Genomic DNA, 16,593 nt, shown 5'->3' with positions numbered 1-16,593 from the left:
CCTCGACGCTTCATACGGTCAGCGCCAGACTCCTCTCAGCACGCCAGACCCCACCCCGACACGCCGGTTTACCTCTGCAGATCAACCCGTACGCACCTCTGCACCAGAGCCCGTACGCCGACACCCAGGTCGGCGTGGACGTGGTCCTGTGCTACGCGCCTGACCGCCTCGCCCGCAAGTTTGCTTACCAGGCCCTGCTGATCGAGGAGTTCGCCCGGGCCGGCACCCGGGTGGAGTTCGTACGCGGCCCACGCGGCGACAGCCCCGAGGACCAGCTGATGGTCCAGTTCCAGGGCATGTTCGCCGAGTACGAGAAGGCCCAGCTGATGGAACGCTACCGGCGCGGGAAGACCTACCGGGCCCGCTCGGGGGCGGTGAACGTGCTGGGCGGAGCCCCGTTCGGCTACTGCTACCTGCGCAAGACCCCCGAGTGCGGGGCCACCTACGAGATCGTCGAGTCCGAGGCGGCGCTGGTGGTCGAGCTGTTCCGCCGCTATACCGACGACGGGGTCTCCATCGCGGACCTGACCCGCTGGCTCACCGACAGCGGCACTCCCACCCGCACCGGCAAGACCCGCTGGGACCGCAGCGTGGTCTGGGGCATGCTCAAAAACCCCGCCTACCAAGGGCAGGCAGCCTTCGGCAAGACCCAGATCCTCCACGAGTCCCCGGGCCTGAACCGCCGGGCCCGCCTGGAGGGCCGTGGCACTCCGCGCGCCGTCAAGACCGCCGACCGCTCCCGCGAGGAGTGGATCATCATCCCCGTTCCCGCGCTCGTCACCCCGGCCACCTTCGAACGCGCCGCCCAGCGGCTCGCCGACAACAAGCGCTTCGCTTCGCGCAACAGCAAGGTCCCCTCCCTACTTCAGGGCCTGTCGGCCTGTGTGAGCTGCGGATACGGCTACTACCGCACCTCGACCACTACTTCCTCCGGCAAGAAGATCTACTACTACCGGTGCCTGGGATCGGACGACTACCGCTACGCGGGCGGCCGGGTCTGCACCAACAAGCCCGTCCGCGCCGACTACCTCGACACCGTCGTCTGGGACCACATCATCGGCCTGATCGCCGACCCGCACCTGATCCGGTCCGAGATCGACAAGCGGCTGGACCGTGCCCGCACCTCCGACCCCGCCACCCGCCAGCGCAGCCGTCTCGAACTGGCCCTGGCCAAGGCCACCGCAGCGATCACCCGCATGATCGAAGCGTTCCAGGAACAACTGGTCACCATCGATGAACTGCGGGCCCGGATGCCCGGCCTGCGGGCCCGGGAGAGCAACCTGCGCGGCCAACTCGACGCGCTGGAAGCCCAGCTCGCAGACCGCGACGCCTACCTCAAGCTCGCCGACGACCTCGAAGGCTTCCTCGCCCAGCTCCGCGAGAACGCTGGGACAGCCGAGGTCCCCGAACGCCAGCGCGTCCTGCGACTCCTCGTCAAGGACGTCCTCGTCGGCCCCGAGAAGATCACCATCCGGCACCGCATACCCGTGCGTGAGCACACCGCCGACGACCAGCATCAAGATCAAGACGCTACGGAGGGTGACTCATGCCTGAGTTACCCATTGCGTTGGGGGTGTGATTTCCCCGCTGTTGGCCAACATCTATCTCTCCGTACTGGACCGGTACTTCGTCCGGATCTGGAACGAGGAGATGAGTCCGCGCTGGCGCAGGCAGCACCGGCGCAAGAAGGGGCTGCCGAACTTTCGGCTGGTGCGTTACGCCGACGACTTCGTCGTGCTCGTGCACGGCACCCGGTCTGACGCGGAAGCGCTGAAGTCGCAGATCGGCGAACTGCTGGCCAGCAGGCTAAAGATGACCCTCTCGGTCGAGAAGACACACATCACCCACATCGACGACGGCTTCGTCTTCCTGGGCTTTCACATCCAGAGCAAGACTCGTGGCGACGGACGTCGCGTCGTGCTGACGATTCCGGCAAAGCAGGCGCTGGCATCGGTGATGCACAAGATCAAGAAGCTGACGGGGCAGGGAACGACCTCGCTCTCGTTGGCAGAGGTGCTGCGGAAGGTCAATCCGGTCCTGCGGGGCTGGGCGGCCTACTTCCGCTACGGCGCATCGAAGAAGACGTTCTCCTACCTCGGCTGGTACGCATGGTGGAGGCTGCTTCTGTGGATTCGCCGCAAGCACCCTCACCTGACCTGGAAGCAGCTGCGGCGGCGCTACTACGGGGCCGACCGCATCGCCGAGGACCGCATTGTCCTCCAAAACCCGGCGAAGATGCGGGTCGAGCGTTACCGCTACCGCGGAGCGCAGATCAGCACGCCATGGAACATGGACGAGGTCGATCCCGACGGAGCACGTTTCCGCCGGACCGGCCACGACGACATGGCATTCGTCGGCCAGGTCAGCGAACACCTCACCTGACTCTCTCGGATCACGTGGAGAGCCGGATGCCCGGCCAACGGGCACGTCCGGTTCGGCGGGCGGGGACGGGAAGACCGACACCTGCAAGGGTGCACGGCGTCTCGTCCCCGACCCAACCGCTCAAGCTCTACGGCCACATCAAGCCGGTCAAGAAGCGCACCCAGTTCCTGGAATTCTGCCTCTACCTGCGCACCCTCCATCAACCGTCGGTGCGGATCGCGATCGTCTGTGACACTCTCCCCCGCATGTGACCACCTGGAGATGCCAGCGAGTCGGCGACTGAGCAAAAGCGAACAACGTAGGGATCGCATGCACCCCCGCCAACAGCACCTGGCTCAACCGCGTCGAAGTCCAGTTCACTGCCCTGCGCTACTTCACCCTCGACGGCACCGACCACGCCACCCACAAAGAACAGGGCAGCATGATCCGCCGTTACGTCCCTCACAGGGAGGTGGAGGCGGGGTCGACCGCGATGATGGCGAGGCCCTGTTCGGCGGCCATGGAGATCAGCCGGGCCTTGAGCCTGCTGGCCGGGATGCCGGAAATCCGCATCACGTGGGACGGCGAAGTCCCGCTACAACTCACTTCGGCGCAGCAAACCGACACCAGCTCGCAACCCTGCAGAGGCTGACTCACCTGCTGGACCTACTCGTTAGCACGCGGTTTCTCCAGTCCTGGACGCTCGATCTGAGCACGGAAGACGTGGCGTGGACCCTCACGGCGCCGAATCGCCCCCGCGACCACTGAAGGTCGGCCCCTTTCCGCCGAAACGAATCAAGCTCACGGTGCTCGTCGATGAAGGAGGCAAGGGGAAGGATGTGCCATGATTCGATCCTTTCAAATGATCACGTCCCTACCGAACCCGGAACGGTTCAACTCAACTGACCCGGGACGCCAGACAGGGCCAGACGCAGGGCACAACACAACAACATCCCCTACGCTGCACTGCAGCGGTCACCAACGGGCGGCCGGAACAGAAAGGCGGCATCATGACCTCCGCAACCAGCACCCCGGGCAGCGTCGAAGCCACAACAGCTCTCCTGCAGGCGGAACTTCCGCGTCTGGAAGAGCGCAAGCAGGCCCTGGAGAAGGAGCTCGTCACCGTCACCGAACGCCTGGATTCGGTGCGCACTGCCCTGACCGCTCTGCAGGCACTGTCCACCGCACCCCCCGTGCCGGCAGCCGCTGTGGTTGACGGGGAATCCGACACCCGGCCTGATTCGTCGGCCGGCAGCGACGCAGACGCCGCATCGGAATCGAAGGCCGCCCCGGAGGGTCACCACGAACCCGGCCCCTCCGCCGTAAGTGAAGACACACCGGAGGCAGTAGCCATCCCCGCCCCTCGCAAGGCCCGCAGGACTGCTGCTGCCAAGGGCAGTAAGGCAGCTTCCAAGGCTCCTGCACAGCAGAAGAAGGAACGCCCGTCCAAAAAGGCCACTCCTGCCAAGGTCGAGAAGGCACAGACCGCCCAGAATGCAGCACCTGCGGAGGCCAAGGACGGGGGCCGCCTCATCGAGCAGGTCATGGAAGTGGTGTCCGCGGCCGGCGGCACACCTCTCCGGGCGCGCGACGTCACCGAGGCCCTGGGACGCGAGCTCACAGCCGGCAGCATCAACACCGTGCGCAGCACACTCGACCGGCTCGTTGCCACATCCAGGGCTCATCGTGCCGGACGCGGCCTCTACCAAGCCCCTGCCAAGTAACGCTTCCCGCGCGTGAGCACTGTCGTGGCACGCGGACGGCAGCGCACCAGCGCTGCCGTCCACCATCGGGAGGCCGGTGCCTGCTACAGCCGCGCACCTACCCCGAACGCGTGGACAGCCGCTCTGAAATCCGCACGTTTCTGAAGTCTCGGCGTGACAGGATCACTCCCGAAGAGCCGGGCTGCCCGACTACGGCCCCCGCTGGGTTCCAGGTCTGCGCCGGAGCGAGGTCGCGACGCTCGCGTGTGAGCGTCGAGTACTACACGCGGCTGGAGTGGGGCCTGCAGGCCAAGGGCGCCTGATACACGGTCAGTTTCCATGTCCGGTCGGCAAGGGCTCCAGGCCGGCCGGACCGGCCGGTTGGCCAGGGGCAGCCAACTGCCGCATTCCTTTGATGCAACTCGCCTGATCCCGGGCACCGGACGCAATGGTCGTCAGCATCGGCCTTCAGGCCCAGCCGGCCGCCGCCTGCGACCGTGGCACCACACGGGTGGCGGACATCTCACAGCCCAACACCGCGCTCCGCTTCCAGCCCAGCCCTTTCGCCCCAGGTCAGACCGTGACCACGCCGCAGAGGTCTACCGCCAGGCAACAGGCCGGAAGGTCCCTGCCGTTGGACAGGGTTGACGTCGGCCTGGCGGAACCGTCCACCGACTACGGCATCAACATCAACTCCTGACGTAAGCGCCTGCCCCTCTCTCACGCGCCCGGTCCACGAGAGGGGCGTCTGCATCACTCGGGCCCGGCCGACGCATCTGTTCGCTGAACCGGATACCCGGGCGGTTGGCCGCTGTCCGCCAAGCCGGCCAGGGCCCCGCCGCGGCCATGGGTTCCAGCCGGCAACGGTCCTGCCGCCGTCCTGTCGCCTGTTCTGACGCCGACTCAGCCTGTGGCGTGCCCGAAACAGCATGGCGCAGGTGCGGTGCCCAGCGCGGCGCTCGGGATGGCGGGACCAGATGGCGGGAGACGACACCGGCTGCCGGCTGCTCCGCGGCCCCGCTTGTGAGCACGGACGATGCGGATGCAAGGGGGCCGCAGGCGACGGCGCTCGACTTCGCCGCGACGCCCGCGGAGCCGAGGAAGAACCTAAAGGTGATGAAATATGTCACAGAAGACAACGTTCAACGTTCAACTTGTTTGGGAGTAGCGTCGCTCCTGCCCCACCACCCCGGGGCACCCGCCAGGGTCCCCATCCATGGGGCTCCGGCACAGACCAAGGAGAAAGATCATGAATCACACCTTTGGACGTCGCGCCGCCGCCACGGCCGTCGCCCTCGCCGCCGTAGTCGGCACCCTGCTGATGGGCGGCGCCGCCTCGGCAGCTCCGAACCCTGCGGCCGGCCATGCCGCGCCGACCTCCTCCCACGCCCCGACCACCACGCCGTACGGCGACCACCGTGGAGACCGAGACGGCCACCGCGATGGCTGGAGCGGCCGAGACGGAAACGGCCACCGCTGGAGCGACCGGGACGGCCACCGCGGCGACCGGCGCTGGGACGGTCACCGCCGCTGGGAGCGGGAGGGCCGGTACTGGTACAGCGACGACCACGGTCACCGTTACCGCTTCGACAACCACCGCTTCTACCAGTGGGAGCACGGCACATGGGTCGTCGTGATCGGCAACGCGCACGGCTTCGACTACAGCATCTTCCGCTGACCGCACGGACCACGTCGAGCGCCGAGTCCGGGCACCCATCCTCCCGCCCGGGCCCGGCGCCCCGGCCCCAACACGTCGAACCATGACCAGTTGCGTAGAACACATGCTCCACATGGAGCTCGCGTCCCCTCTGGGGGAGCGGATCCTCGTGCCGACCCACCTGCTGTACAGATCGCAGGACCCGCTCGCCGTACAGCTCCTCTTCCAGGACAGCCTCCAGGGCCTGACCCCGTGGGTCTTCGCACGCGACCTTCTCGACGCAGGGACTCAGGCCCTCAGTGGGGAGGGCGACGTGCGGGTCTGGCCTGCCGAAACCGGCCCCGAGGCGCTCCTGCACCTTCTCCTGTCCTCCCCCCACGGGTCCGCCCACCTCACGGCCCCACTTGCTGCGGTCGAGCAGTGGCTGCGGCGCACGTACCAGCTCGTGCCCGCCGGCAGGGAAACCGAGGCGCTGGACCTCGAAACCCACCTCGCCCAATTCCTGGACGGGGCACCCTGAACCGTCACAGGCTCCCGTGAGGCTCGCTTTCAACACACGCCTGAGCGTCTTGCCCGCCCGACGCCGACCGCGACGGGCCGGCGCGACGCCAGCGAGGACGGCGTACCCACGGGGCACCACGGGTGACCGTGGCCGACGTCACGAGGTCAAAACGGACAAACGATGCCATCATCAATATCGTGCAAGATTCAACTATTAAGCTGGAGCGCACGCCGGTGGCGATGACGGAGCCGATACGTCGCCTCACCGGCCGGCTCCGCACCAAACGGGCCGACCACGTGGTGCACGGCGCCAAAACCCTCATCGCAGCACTGCTCACCTGGGGCATCGTGGCCCCTTGGTCCCCCGAGGGGCGGCCCTACGTGGCGGTCGCCACGGCTCTGCTCATGGTCAACGCGTCCACGGTCTACCAGTCCGTGACCAAGGCGACACAAAGTGTGGTGGCGAGGGTTGCCGGGCTGGTCCTCGCCCTCGCGACGGCCCGGCTGCTGGGACCGACCGCGGGCGCCGTAGCGGTCATCGCGGTCATCGCGGCCCTGGCAGGCCCCCGCCGCACCGCTGACGACCGTCTCCAGATCGCCTCCACCGCAGTCATCGCACTGGCCGCCACCGCAACCGACCCCATGGGCAGTCTCATATCCCCCGCGCTCCAAACGCTCACCGGCGCGGCCGTGGGCATCGCGGTGAACGCTCTCATCCTGCCTCCGCTCTACCTGAACGAGTCCGATTCCGCCGTACGCGACCTCGCCCGCTCCATGGGAACGCTGCTGCACGACATGGGTACCGGCCTCTCCCGGCGACAGCTCACCGCGAAGGCCCACAACTGGCTGCACCAGGCGCGCAGCCTGGACAAACGCCTCACTCACGCAGAGGAACAGGTGCGGCAGGCCGACGAGAGCCTGCGGTGGAACACGCGCTGCGTCGCGCATACGCGACGCAAGGAGACGACCTTCAACGACACATTCACGGCCTTGCGCGGCGTATCGATCCAGGTACGCGGAATCGCACGGACCCTGGCCGACAACGCACACGACAACCACGCCGATCACCACCTGGGGCACCAGTTCCTCGACCGGTACGCCGAAACCCTCCAGCTGGCGGGAGCGGCCGTCCAGGCATTCGTCGAATCGGGCCCGCCGACCGGCTCACCGGACGCATCTCCCCGTGAACGCCTGCGCGGAGCAATCGACGGCGCACTGACCTGGCACGACACCATGACCGACATGATCGGCCGGGGCACCCTCACCGAGCCGGGTGCCTGGCACGTCTACGGCTCACTCATGACCGACGTGGAAAGGCTGCTGGCCGACCTGGACCGCGCGGACACTCACTGACTGGCCGCTTTCACCCGGCACACGCGGCCTTCGCCCTCGCCCGAGCTTTCAGGTCGGGATCGAAGCAGCACGTGGTCGTCCACCGGAGTCGCAAGGAAACAAGCCGTCGCCTCCGGTCGCAGTCGCCGTTGAACCGGCATGGCGACTTCGGAGGAGTGTGCGGTCAACCGGACTCGCACTTGGTGGTGTTGTGCTGCTGCGGTCCTTGAGCGAGCAGCAGCGTCGGCCGGCGCCTGCAACCGGGGCACGGCTGCCGGGGCAGGCGGCGTACATACCGATACGTGTGCCGCTGGGGTGAGCGAGTACGGCGGCCGGGCGGGGGACGCAACCTCGCCGAGGAACCGATCCGTCGAGGTCATCCGTCCCGGCAGTCACGGCCGGTCGGTTGCCGAAGGGGAACGACTTCAGTCTCCAGGCCCAGCCAAGACCCTGGAGGGCCGGCAGCACCGGGGCCGCAACAACCGGTTCCGGTCCATCAACGAGCAGGTCAAGCTGCGCCAAGGCAACGGCGGGCGGGTCGTCAGCACCGGCGCGAAGAAGAAGGAGCTGCTCTGCCGGCTGCCCAACCCCGGGGCGGCAGGCGACCGATGGACGCTCCGGAAGTATTCCGGGGCGGCAATTTTTCGAGGCATGGTGTACCTCACGCCCCAGATAGTTCACCGTTCAACCACTTCGGGGTACTGTCGTCAGTGCCTGATCAAAGGCAAGCCCTCCCGGCCTGTTGTGCAGGTCACGGGGTAAGCAAGGAGGAAACATCATGGCTTTCAGGATTGCGCGACGCGCTGCTGTCGCGGCCGCTTCTTTGACGGTCGCAGCGGCCGGACTCCTCGCGACGGGTGGTCCCGCCTCGGCAGCGGCCCTCCCGACCGATGGCCGGGCAGCCGTCGTATCCCACCCCGTGCAGCTCTTCGACACTCATGACGAGGGCCGGCGCGGCAGCTGGGACGAGGGCCGGGGCAGCTACGACGACGGCCGTGGACGCTGGGTCAATGACCAGATCGAATGGATGCGGGACCACGACCGAGTCAGTTCCCAACTGAGCGACGACGACAGCCGTCGACGCTGGGTCAGTGACCAGATCGAATGGATCCGGGACCACCATGGGCCTCACCACTGGGTCCGGGAGCACGAGGGGCGTTCATACCGCTGACGGCCACCGTTGGTTCCTGTGGAACACCACGGCTGCAGACTTCGATCACACGTGGCAATAGACGCCGCCGATGGCCGGGATGGCCGACATCTCTTGGACGCCGCAGGCCACGGCCTGGCACGGTGGGTTCCGTGGGATCTGCCCCCGACGGCGAGGATGATCCTGTACACGTGAGGAGCGAGTCTTGTCATCTGCCGAACTGACCGACGTGGAACACCAGCACCTGGAGCGGGCCGTACAGCTGGCGGCCGAGGCACTGCAGGCCGGGGACGAGCCGTTCGGCTCCGTCCTGGTGAGTGCCGATGGCCAGATTCTCGCCGAAGACCGCAACCGCGTGCACAGTCTCGGCGACAGCACCCGGCATCCGGAGTTCGAACTGGCCCGCTGGGCCGCCGTGCACCTCCCGGCGCGCCAGCGGGCCGCGGCCACCGTCTTCACTTCCGGCGAGCACTGCCCCATGTGCTCGGCCGCACACGGCTGGGTCGGCCTCGGCCGCATCGTCTATGCGCACTCAGCGGCTCAGTTGACGCAGTGGCTGACCGAGCTCGGCGTACCGTCATCACCGGTGCGTTCCCTGGCGGTCCAGGACGTAGTGCCGGGCGTCGTGGTCCAGGGCCCTGTTCCGGATCTGGCCGGCCGTCTGCAGGAGATGCACCGCACCTTCCACCTGCCGACCCGCTAGGAAACTCTTCGGACGATCATGTGACTGCGCTGCGACTGGGTCGCGGATGTGGCCACGGAGCGGGGTGATGTGGCGCCGCCTCGACACCCTGCTCGGCAAGGCGGGGGATGCAGGGACCCCGCGAGGGTTGGACGCTGCCCCGACAGCCGAGAGAGGCTCGGCTGTTCTTGGGCCCTTACCGCCGAACATTGACATCCTCCCCGGCGGACAACTGCTGGCCGGGGAGGATCTCAATCCCCCGTCACGTTTTCGCGGCCCTGCAAGAGGGCTGCGGTCACGTACCGGGGGTGATGCTCGACTTGAAGGTCCAGGTGCCCGATCCCACCTGGTAGATCTGCACTCCGTCCCGGTGGCCGGCCGGGCGGGCGCCGTCGGGGGCGGTGACCTGGCCCGAGGTGGACGGAACCTCGACGGTGGCCGTGGTGCCGGCCGGGACGCGCGCGGTGAGGGAGAGCCTGTCGTTGTCGCGCTGCCACTGGCTGGCCGCCTCGCCGTACGGCGTGGTGTAGGTGGCGCGTGCCGAGGTCAGGTCGCCGACGACGGCCGGGGCGATCCGCAGCGCGCGGTAACCGACCGATCCCGGTGCCTGGTCGAGGCCCGCCAGACGGGTGGTGAACCAGGAGTCGATGGCGCCGAGCATGAAGTGGTTCTGCGACTGGCCCGAGCCGCCGTCCCAGGACTCGCCGAGCGCGGTGTTGCCCGCCAGGACCTGGTAGCCGTAGCTGGGGCTGGTGGTCTGCGTGGCGATCCGGTGGACGATGTCGTCCCGGCCCGCACCGGACAGAACGCGGAACGCGGCCGGCAGGGATATCTCACCGAGCAGCAGATGGTAGTCGGCTGCCTCGACAGACGCCGTGAAGTGGTCCAGGAGACGGTCGCGTTCGCCCTCCGGGTAGGCGCCCATGTCCAGGGCGAGGGCCTCCGCGCCCTGGCCGCCGCCGGCGAAGGTGCCGCTTTGCTGGTCGTAGTACTTGTCGGACAGGGCCTTGACGCTGGCGTCGGCCTTGGCGCGGTAGGTGGCCGCGTCCTCGTCCTCTCCCAGCACCTTCGCCATGTCGGCCAGGGTGTCGACGATGTGCCAGTAGCCGTACGTTCCCGACACCGCCTTGGGGAAGGTTTTGTCCGGGGTGAACCAGTCGCCGAGGGAGTAGTCGAGGATGCCGCCGGAGACCTTCTGCTCCAGGAACGTCACGTACTTCTTCATCTGGGGGTAGTACGCGCGCAACGTCTCCTGGTCACCGTAGGTGGTGTACAGCTGCCAGGGCACGAGAACGAACGCGCCGCCCCAGTTGGCGTCGTTGCGGTAGGTTCCCGCCAGTGTGACGTAGTCGGGGACGGTGGAGGGGATCAGGCCCTCACTGGTCTGTGCGTCGGCCATGTCCCGCACGATCTTGCGGAGGTAGGCGCGCATGTCGTAGTTGGCGGCGAGGGTGGGGAAGACCAGCTGGTCCTGCTCCAGCCAGCCGAGCTTCTCACGGCTGGGGCAGTCGGTGAGGATGCTCATCATGTTGCCCTCGACGGAGCGCCGGATGAGCGAGTGGATGCCGTTGATCAGGTCGTCGGAGCTGGAGAAGGAGCCGGCGGAGTCGTTGTCGGCCCGCAGCACCTTGCCGTTCACCGAGACGGTGGCGTCCTTGGGCAGGCCCTTGATCTCGATGTAACGGAAGCCGTGGTAGCTGAATTTGGGGTGCCAGGTCTCGGACCGCTTGTCGTTGCCGGTGGTGTAGCTGTCCCACAGCGGGCCGCCGACGTTGCTGATGGACTGGTAGGCGTGGCCGCCCTTGAGGCTCTCGGCCGGGTAGGCGCGGATGGTGGTGCCTTCGGGGGCGGAGACGGTGATCTCCGGCCAGCCGGCGATGTTGCGGCCGAGGTCGAAGATCCGGCTGCCTTCGGCGGCCCCGTCGACCTCCTTGCCGCTGAGTGTCTCGACGACTCGGACGGGTTCCGTCTCACGGGCGCTCAGGGCGGCCGGGGCGGAGTCGGCGCCGAGGGTGACGGCCCGGTCCCAGTGGGAGTGGTCGCCCCGGGGCTCGTCCCAGTCACGGATCTCGCGCCGGGCGTCGTAGTCCTCGCCGCCGTACCAGTTCGAGGAGGTGGTGGCGCCGAGGGTGGTGCGCCAGTCGTCGCCGGTGGCGATGCGGCGCACGGTGCCGTCGGCGAGGGTCACCTCCAGCTGGGCGATCAGCTTGGGGTCGCTCCGGTTGCCGTACAGCTTGCGGTACCGGTCGGCGGTGCTGAGCTGGTTGGAGATGCCGTTGCCCAGCTCGACCGCCAGTGTGTTGTCGCCGCTGCGCAGCCGGTTCGTCACGTCGTAGGTGGCGTACTGGACTCGGTCGGTGAAGTCGGTGTTGGCGGGTTCCAGGACGGCGTCGCCGACCGGTGCGCCGTTGACGCTGGCGTCGTACACGCCGAGTCCGGCGATGTAGAGGCGGGCCGACCGGATGTTCCTCGGGAGAGTGAAGTCCTTCGCGAACAGCGGCAGTGCGGAGGGCAGGTAGGGCTTGGGCGGCTTCTGGCCGGTGACCTGTGCCGCCCGGGTGTACGAGCTGTCGGGCTCGTCGGAGGTGGACAGCGTGTAGTCGACGGGGAAGCCGGGCACCTGCCCGTCGTCGGTGAGGACGTCGGCCCTCGGGTACAGCACGACCTGGTCGAAGGTCTTGGTCACCTTCAGATCGAGGGTGACGGTGACGGGTGCGTCGGAGACGTCGGAGCCGGTGTGCGGCAGGCTGGAGTAGCCGGCTGCCTGGTTCCAGGCGCTGTTGGTGACGGCGTCGGTGGCGAGCTTGGGCTCCCACACCTTGCGTTCGGTGTCCGACTCGGAGGCGGTGACCGTGGCGCCCTGGGCGAGGTCGGTGTCGGGGTCGTCGCTGTCGCGCACCTCGATCTCGGCGAGCTGGAGCCGGTGGGCGAGGGCGGGGAAGTCGTCGGCGAGGGGCAGGCCCAGCTCGGTGACGTCGAGACGGACGTACCGGGCGGTGGTCCGGGGCACCTTGACGGTGACCGGTTCGACGGTGTGCTTGCTCAGCTGCCAGTCGTCGTTGGTGATCCAGTCCGCGGACCAGTCGGCGGCGCGGGTCAGGCCGGTCTCGAAGACGACGGGGCTGCTCCAGTTGCCGGGGCCTGAGCCGCCGCGGGACCAGAGCTGGACCCTCCAGTAGACGCGGGTGCGGGAGCCGGGCGCGCGGCCGGCGTAGGTGGCCTGCGGGACGGACGATTCGACCTTGCCGGAGTCCCACAGGTCGGGCCGTGCCGACATCAGCCGGTCGCGGGTGGTGGCGGCCTGGATGCGGTAGGCGGTCTGGGCCGTGTCGCGGCCGCGGGAGATGAGCCGCCAGCTCAGGTCGGGGGTGGTGTCGTCGATGCCGAGGGCGTTGCTGAGGTGCTGGGTGCGCAGCTGCTCGGCGGCGACCGTGCCCTGCAGCGGGGAGGCCGCGGCGGGCGGGGCGAAGGGCGCCGTGGTGACCAGGGCGGTCAGCGCGGAGGCGAGCACGAGGGATCGTCTTGACGTGCGGGGTGTGCGGGATGTGCGGGACATGCGGAACTCCACGGGTACGTCGGAAAGAAGGGGTGACCGGAACGGTCCGGGCGTCAGTCCAGTTCGACCGTGAGCGGCAGGCGCGGAAGCAGCTTCACCGGGCCGAGCAGGCCGGAGGGCAGGGGCTTGTTCCGCTCGTTGGAGAGGGTGTTGGACACCCGTACGGAGAGCTGGTTGACGCCCGGCTTGAGGGCCTCGGTGACGTCGACGAGGTAGGGGGACCACAGGGCCGGGGCGAGCTTGTGCCCGTTGACGGTGACCTCGGCGACCTCGCGGACCGTGCCGAGGTCGAGGATGTGGTGCCGCCCGGCCAGGGCGCGGGCGTCGAGGGTGACGTCCTTGGTGTAGGTGCCGCTGCCCGAGTACAGGCGGGCGATGTCGCTCCAGTCGGCCAGGGGGCGGGTGACGGGTTCGGCACCTTCCTGGGCAAGAGTGAGCGTCCAGTCGCCGTCGAGGGCGATGGGGGTGAGCTGCTCGGTGACGCGGGCCGTCCCGGTGCGGATGTGATTGCCGTCGCGGGCGGTGAGGCGGTACGTGCCGGGGGCCTCGCCCAGGGCGGTCACCCGCAGCCTGTTGCCGTGCCGGGTGATGCCGGTGACCGGCAGGCCGCCGGTCTCGGTGAGGTAGGGGGTGTCCGCGGCCTTCCGACGCACCACGACCGCGAGGGTCTCGTAGGGGGACAGGGTGAGCCGCACCCGGACGCCCTTGGAGGTGGGCAGGCCGCGCACCAGGGCGGGGCCGGTGGCGCCGGTCGCCGGGTCCCACACCTCGGGCACGCCCAGGGCGGGCAAGAGGGCCTGGGTGGTGACGGCCGTGCCGCTCTCGTTGTTGAACAGGAAGGCGACGTCCTCGCCGCGCCGGGTGCGCAGCACCCGCACGGCCTCGGCGGCCGGTTCGAGGACCGCCGCGGCGGCCCCGGCCGCCTGACAGGCGGCGCCGAGCCCGGCGCCGTCCGCGACCCGCACGGCCTTGCCCCGGCCGACGGTGCGGCTGCCGGTGCCGGACGGGAAGAGCTCCGCGAGGGAACGCCTGAGCGTGGTGTTGTCCCCGTCGGCGGCGAGGGCGGGCAGGTCGCCCACGGCGATGAGGGTGCCGCCGCCCCGGACGAACGAGGTCAGGGTGTGCACCGCGGCCGTCTCCAGCACCGGGGTCACCGGCAGCACCACCAGGTCGTAGGAGGCCTCGCCGACCCGGAGCGCACCGTCGCGCGGCTCGGCGTGTGCGAGCAGGTCCGGGTCACCGGCCAGGGCGCCCTCGTGGACCAGGTCGAAGTCGACCTGGGCGCGCTCCAGGGCGAACGCGGTCTCGTCGAAGGCGGCATCGACCTCGCCCTGGCGGGCGGTGGCGGTGAACTGTTCGGCGGCACGCTGCGGCTGCAGCAGCGCGGTGCGGGCGCCGGAGGTGCCGCGGGCCAGCTCCATGACCCGCCCGATCCAGGCGGTGATCGGAGGCATTGCCCACCACCAGGGGTTGCGGGGGCCGAACGGCGGCGCGAAGTAGACATGAGTCTCGTCGGTCCACAGCGCGTGCAGCGCGGTGAAGTTGATGCCGCGGGTCGCGTACGCGCCGAGCAGGGCCCGCATGAAGTCGGGGGCGACCTGCCAGCCCATGTTGCCGAAGGCCTCCATCAGCACGCGCGGGCGCCCCATCTGGTGGGCGACGGAGGCGGGGTTGCGCGGGTCCATGGTGGGCGTGTCGAGTTCGTACTCGGCGGTGATCGCGTCGCCGCCCGGGACCTGCGCCCACTGGTTGACCTTGTGCAGGTCGCCGGTGGACTGCATGCGCTTGGAGGGGGCCGTCTCGTCGTAGAGGGGGTTGGTGATCAGGCTCACGCCGCGGTCGCCGTACCAGGTGGCCTGCTTGGCGAAGTACTGGGCGAACCGGTTGGAGACGGCCTCCCAGTAGCGTCCGTGCAGGATCCTTCCCTGTTCGCCGAGGTCGTCGAAGGCGCTGGCGTAGGCGGCGCCGGGCTCGGCGCCTACGGCCTTCAGTTCCGCGGCGAGCGTGGGCGACCAGGGCCGGCGCTTGAAGGGGTGCGGGGCGGCGGAGGCGATGAACGGCTCGTCGTCCCAGAAGCCCTTGATCACGGAACCGAAGAAGCGGCGGAAGCGGCGGTAGTACTCCCCGGGCACAATGTCGAGGAAGAGTTCGACGGGCTCGTCGTCGAGGAGGTCGGCGTACCCGCGCGTGTAGCCCTTGGAGTCGTCGGTGAGCGTCGCCCCGCCGAACAGGTCGATCTGCCAGCGCCCCGCGGGCACCTGCCAGGTGCCGTCGAGGTGTCCGGTGAGTTCGACCAGGTCGCCCGCATCGGTGGAGCCCACGGGGCGGGCGGTGGCAGCGACCGGGCGGGCGGCGTCCTTGGGCAGGTCCCGGACGGTGAAGTCGCCCGCGGCGGACGGTTGGTCGAAGGTCTGCTGGTAGAGGGCGGTGCCGTCGGCGGCGGTGACGGTCAGGCTGTCCCACAGGGAGCGCTGCCCGTCCCGGGCGTGCACGCCGACGCCGCCCTGGACCAGGGTCTCGTCGGTGACGGTGCCCTTTTCCTTGCCGTCGAGCGTGACGGTGACCGTGGCGCCGGTGACCTTGACAGCCAGGGTGTGGAACTTGGTCTTGTTGAAGCCGTCGGTGCGGGTGGACCGGGCGAGCTGGGTGACCATGGTGCCGGCGACCCGGCTGATGGTGACGACACCGGTCTGCTCGAACTCCACCAGCAGAGCGTTCTCGCCCGTCGCCGAGGCCTTCACCAGCATTCCGGCCGCGGTGACGTCGGGCTTGACGCTGCCGGAGACGGTGCAGTCGCCCCATCCGACGCTGTCGCTCAGCACGGCGGGGCCCGCGAGGACCGCCGCGTCGGCCACCAGGCTCCCGGTGTCGACGCCGACACCGGTGGTCCGGGTCGGGCGCGCGCTCGTCGGTCCCTGGACGATGTGCGTGGAGCGCCACAGGCCCTTCAGGCGCAGGTCGGGGCGGGCCTGGTAGGTGCGTGAACCGACGGTGCCGCCCTGGGTGATGAAGTAGCCGGCCCGGCCGCTGGGGAAGTGGTTGTCGTTGAACAGCCACACCTTCATGCCGGTCTTCTCGGCGGTGGTCAGCACGTGCTCGATGACGTCGAACCAGCCCTCGGTGAAGAAGGCGGGCTGCATCTCGGCGTTGTCGTAGGGGAAGACGATGACCTCGTACATGCCCTTGGAGCGGAGGTCGGCCATCTGGGTGTCGACGAGCTCGTTGGTGACCGGGCCGTTCCAGTACCAGTACACGGCGGGCCGGCTGTCGCGGCCTGGGTTGACGAAGTCGACGTCGCCGAAGGCGGGCAGGGGGGTCCCATCGGAGGCCCCGGACGCGATCGCGGGCAGGCCGTTCAGAAGGCCGCCGGTGGCGGTGGCGGCAGTGAGCGCGGCCAGGGTCACGAAGCGGCGCCGGGTCAGACGGGAGGCGCCTTCGGGAGAGCTGAACATGTGCGGCATGGCTGTGCGTTCTGCTTTCTGTGACGGGTGGCGCAAGGACGGCACGCCGCGCGTGATGCGTGACGGCACAGGGGAATGACGATCTGTCGTGCCCGGGGACGACGGCGCCCGGCCGTCGTCCCCGGGGCAAGCCCGGATCGCGCCGGGCCCCGGTCGGCAGAGGGCCCGGCGGTCCTCGGCCGATCGGTCC

General features: G+C 69.0%; 12 protein-coding genes and 1 pseudogene. 11 read left to right on the top strand and 2 right to left on the bottom strand.

The genetic code is table 11. From position 1 onward, the window contains the following. Positions 1-134: 134 nt before the first annotated feature. The 11 genes and pseudogenes from OG395_RS46645 to OG395_RS46595 all read left to right on the top strand — a co-directional run. A pseudogene (locus OG395_RS46645) lies at positions 135-1,043 on the top strand (recombinase family protein); the annotation flags it as partial. A gap of 532 nt (positions 1,044-1,575) precedes the next feature. Further along, positions 1,576-2,382 (top strand): group II intron maturase-specific domain-containing protein, encoded by an 807-nt coding sequence (locus OG395_RS46640; RefSeq protein ID WP_327248336.1) that lies wholly within the window; start codon positions 1,576-1,578, stop codon positions 2,380-2,382. An 89-nt stretch (positions 2,383-2,471) separates the two neighbouring features. Beyond that, positions 2,472-2,633 (top strand): hypothetical protein, encoded by a 162-nt coding sequence (locus OG395_RS58630; RefSeq protein WP_442818682.1) that lies wholly within the window; start codon positions 2,472-2,474, stop codon positions 2,631-2,633. Between the two features lie 738 nt (positions 2,634-3,371). Next, positions 3,372-4,085, top strand: coding sequence for a hypothetical protein (locus OG395_RS46630; RefSeq protein ID WP_327248335.1), 714 nt, complete (start codon positions 3,372-3,374; stop codon positions 4,083-4,085). A gap of 427 nt (positions 4,086-4,512) precedes the next feature. Further along, positions 4,513-4,764 (top strand): hypothetical protein, encoded by a 252-nt coding sequence (locus OG395_RS46620; RefSeq protein ID WP_327248334.1) that lies wholly within the window; start codon positions 4,513-4,515, stop codon positions 4,762-4,764. A 549-nt stretch (positions 4,765-5,313) separates the two neighbouring features. Beyond that, positions 5,314-5,742, top strand: a complete 429-nt coding sequence (locus OG395_RS46615; RefSeq protein ID WP_327248333.1) for a hypothetical protein — start codon at positions 5,314-5,316, stop codon at positions 5,740-5,742. A gap of 103 nt (positions 5,743-5,845) precedes the next feature. Beyond that, the gene (locus OG395_RS46610; protein WP_327248332.1) at positions 5,846-6,241 is read left to right on the top strand and encodes an SsgA family sporulation/cell division regulator; all 396 of its coding nucleotides are present in this window, start codon (positions 5,846-5,848) and stop codon (positions 6,239-6,241) included. Between the two features lie 221 nt (positions 6,242-6,462). Next, positions 6,463-7,575, top strand: a complete 1,113-nt coding sequence (locus OG395_RS46605) for an FUSC family protein (RefSeq protein ID WP_327248331.1) — start codon at positions 6,463-6,465, stop codon at positions 7,573-7,575. Positions 7,576-7,713: 138 nt separating this feature from the next. Next, a complete protein-coding gene (locus OG395_RS58625) occupies positions 7,714-8,316 on the top strand; it encodes an ISAzo13-like element transposase-related protein (protein ID WP_442818681.1) in 603 nt (200 codons plus the stop codon). Positions 8,317-8,332: 16 nt separating this feature from the next. Beyond that, positions 8,333-8,725, top strand: coding sequence for a hypothetical protein (locus tag OG395_RS46600; protein WP_327248330.1), 393 nt, complete (start codon positions 8,333-8,335; stop codon positions 8,723-8,725). 184 nt (positions 8,726-8,909) lie between these two features. Continuing rightward, a complete protein-coding gene (locus tag OG395_RS46595; RefSeq protein ID WP_327248329.1) occupies positions 8,910-9,407 on the top strand; it encodes a nucleoside deaminase in 498 nt (165 codons plus the stop codon). 274 nt (positions 9,408-9,681) lie between these two features. Here OG395_RS46595 and OG395_RS46590 read toward each other — a convergent pair whose 3' ends face one another. Continuing rightward, entirely contained in the window at positions 9,682-12,942 is a 3,261-nt protein-coding gene (locus OG395_RS46590) for a family 78 glycoside hydrolase catalytic domain (RefSeq protein WP_327248328.1), read from the bottom strand. Positions 12,943-12,995: 53 nt separating this feature from the next. Then, positions 12,996-16,394, bottom strand: a complete 3,399-nt coding sequence (locus tag OG395_RS46585; RefSeq protein WP_327248327.1) for a glycosylhydrolase-like jelly roll fold domain-containing protein — start codon at positions 16,392-16,394, stop codon at positions 12,996-12,998. Between the last annotated feature and the right edge of the window lie 199 nt (positions 16,395-16,593).

This window comes from Streptomyces sp. NBC_01320 (assembly GCF_035974375.1).
GTDB classification, from domain to species: domain Bacteria; phylum Actinomycetota; class Actinomycetes; order Streptomycetales; family Streptomycetaceae; genus Streptomyces; species Streptomyces yanii.
This window is presented reverse-complemented; position numbering and strand designations above follow the sequence as displayed.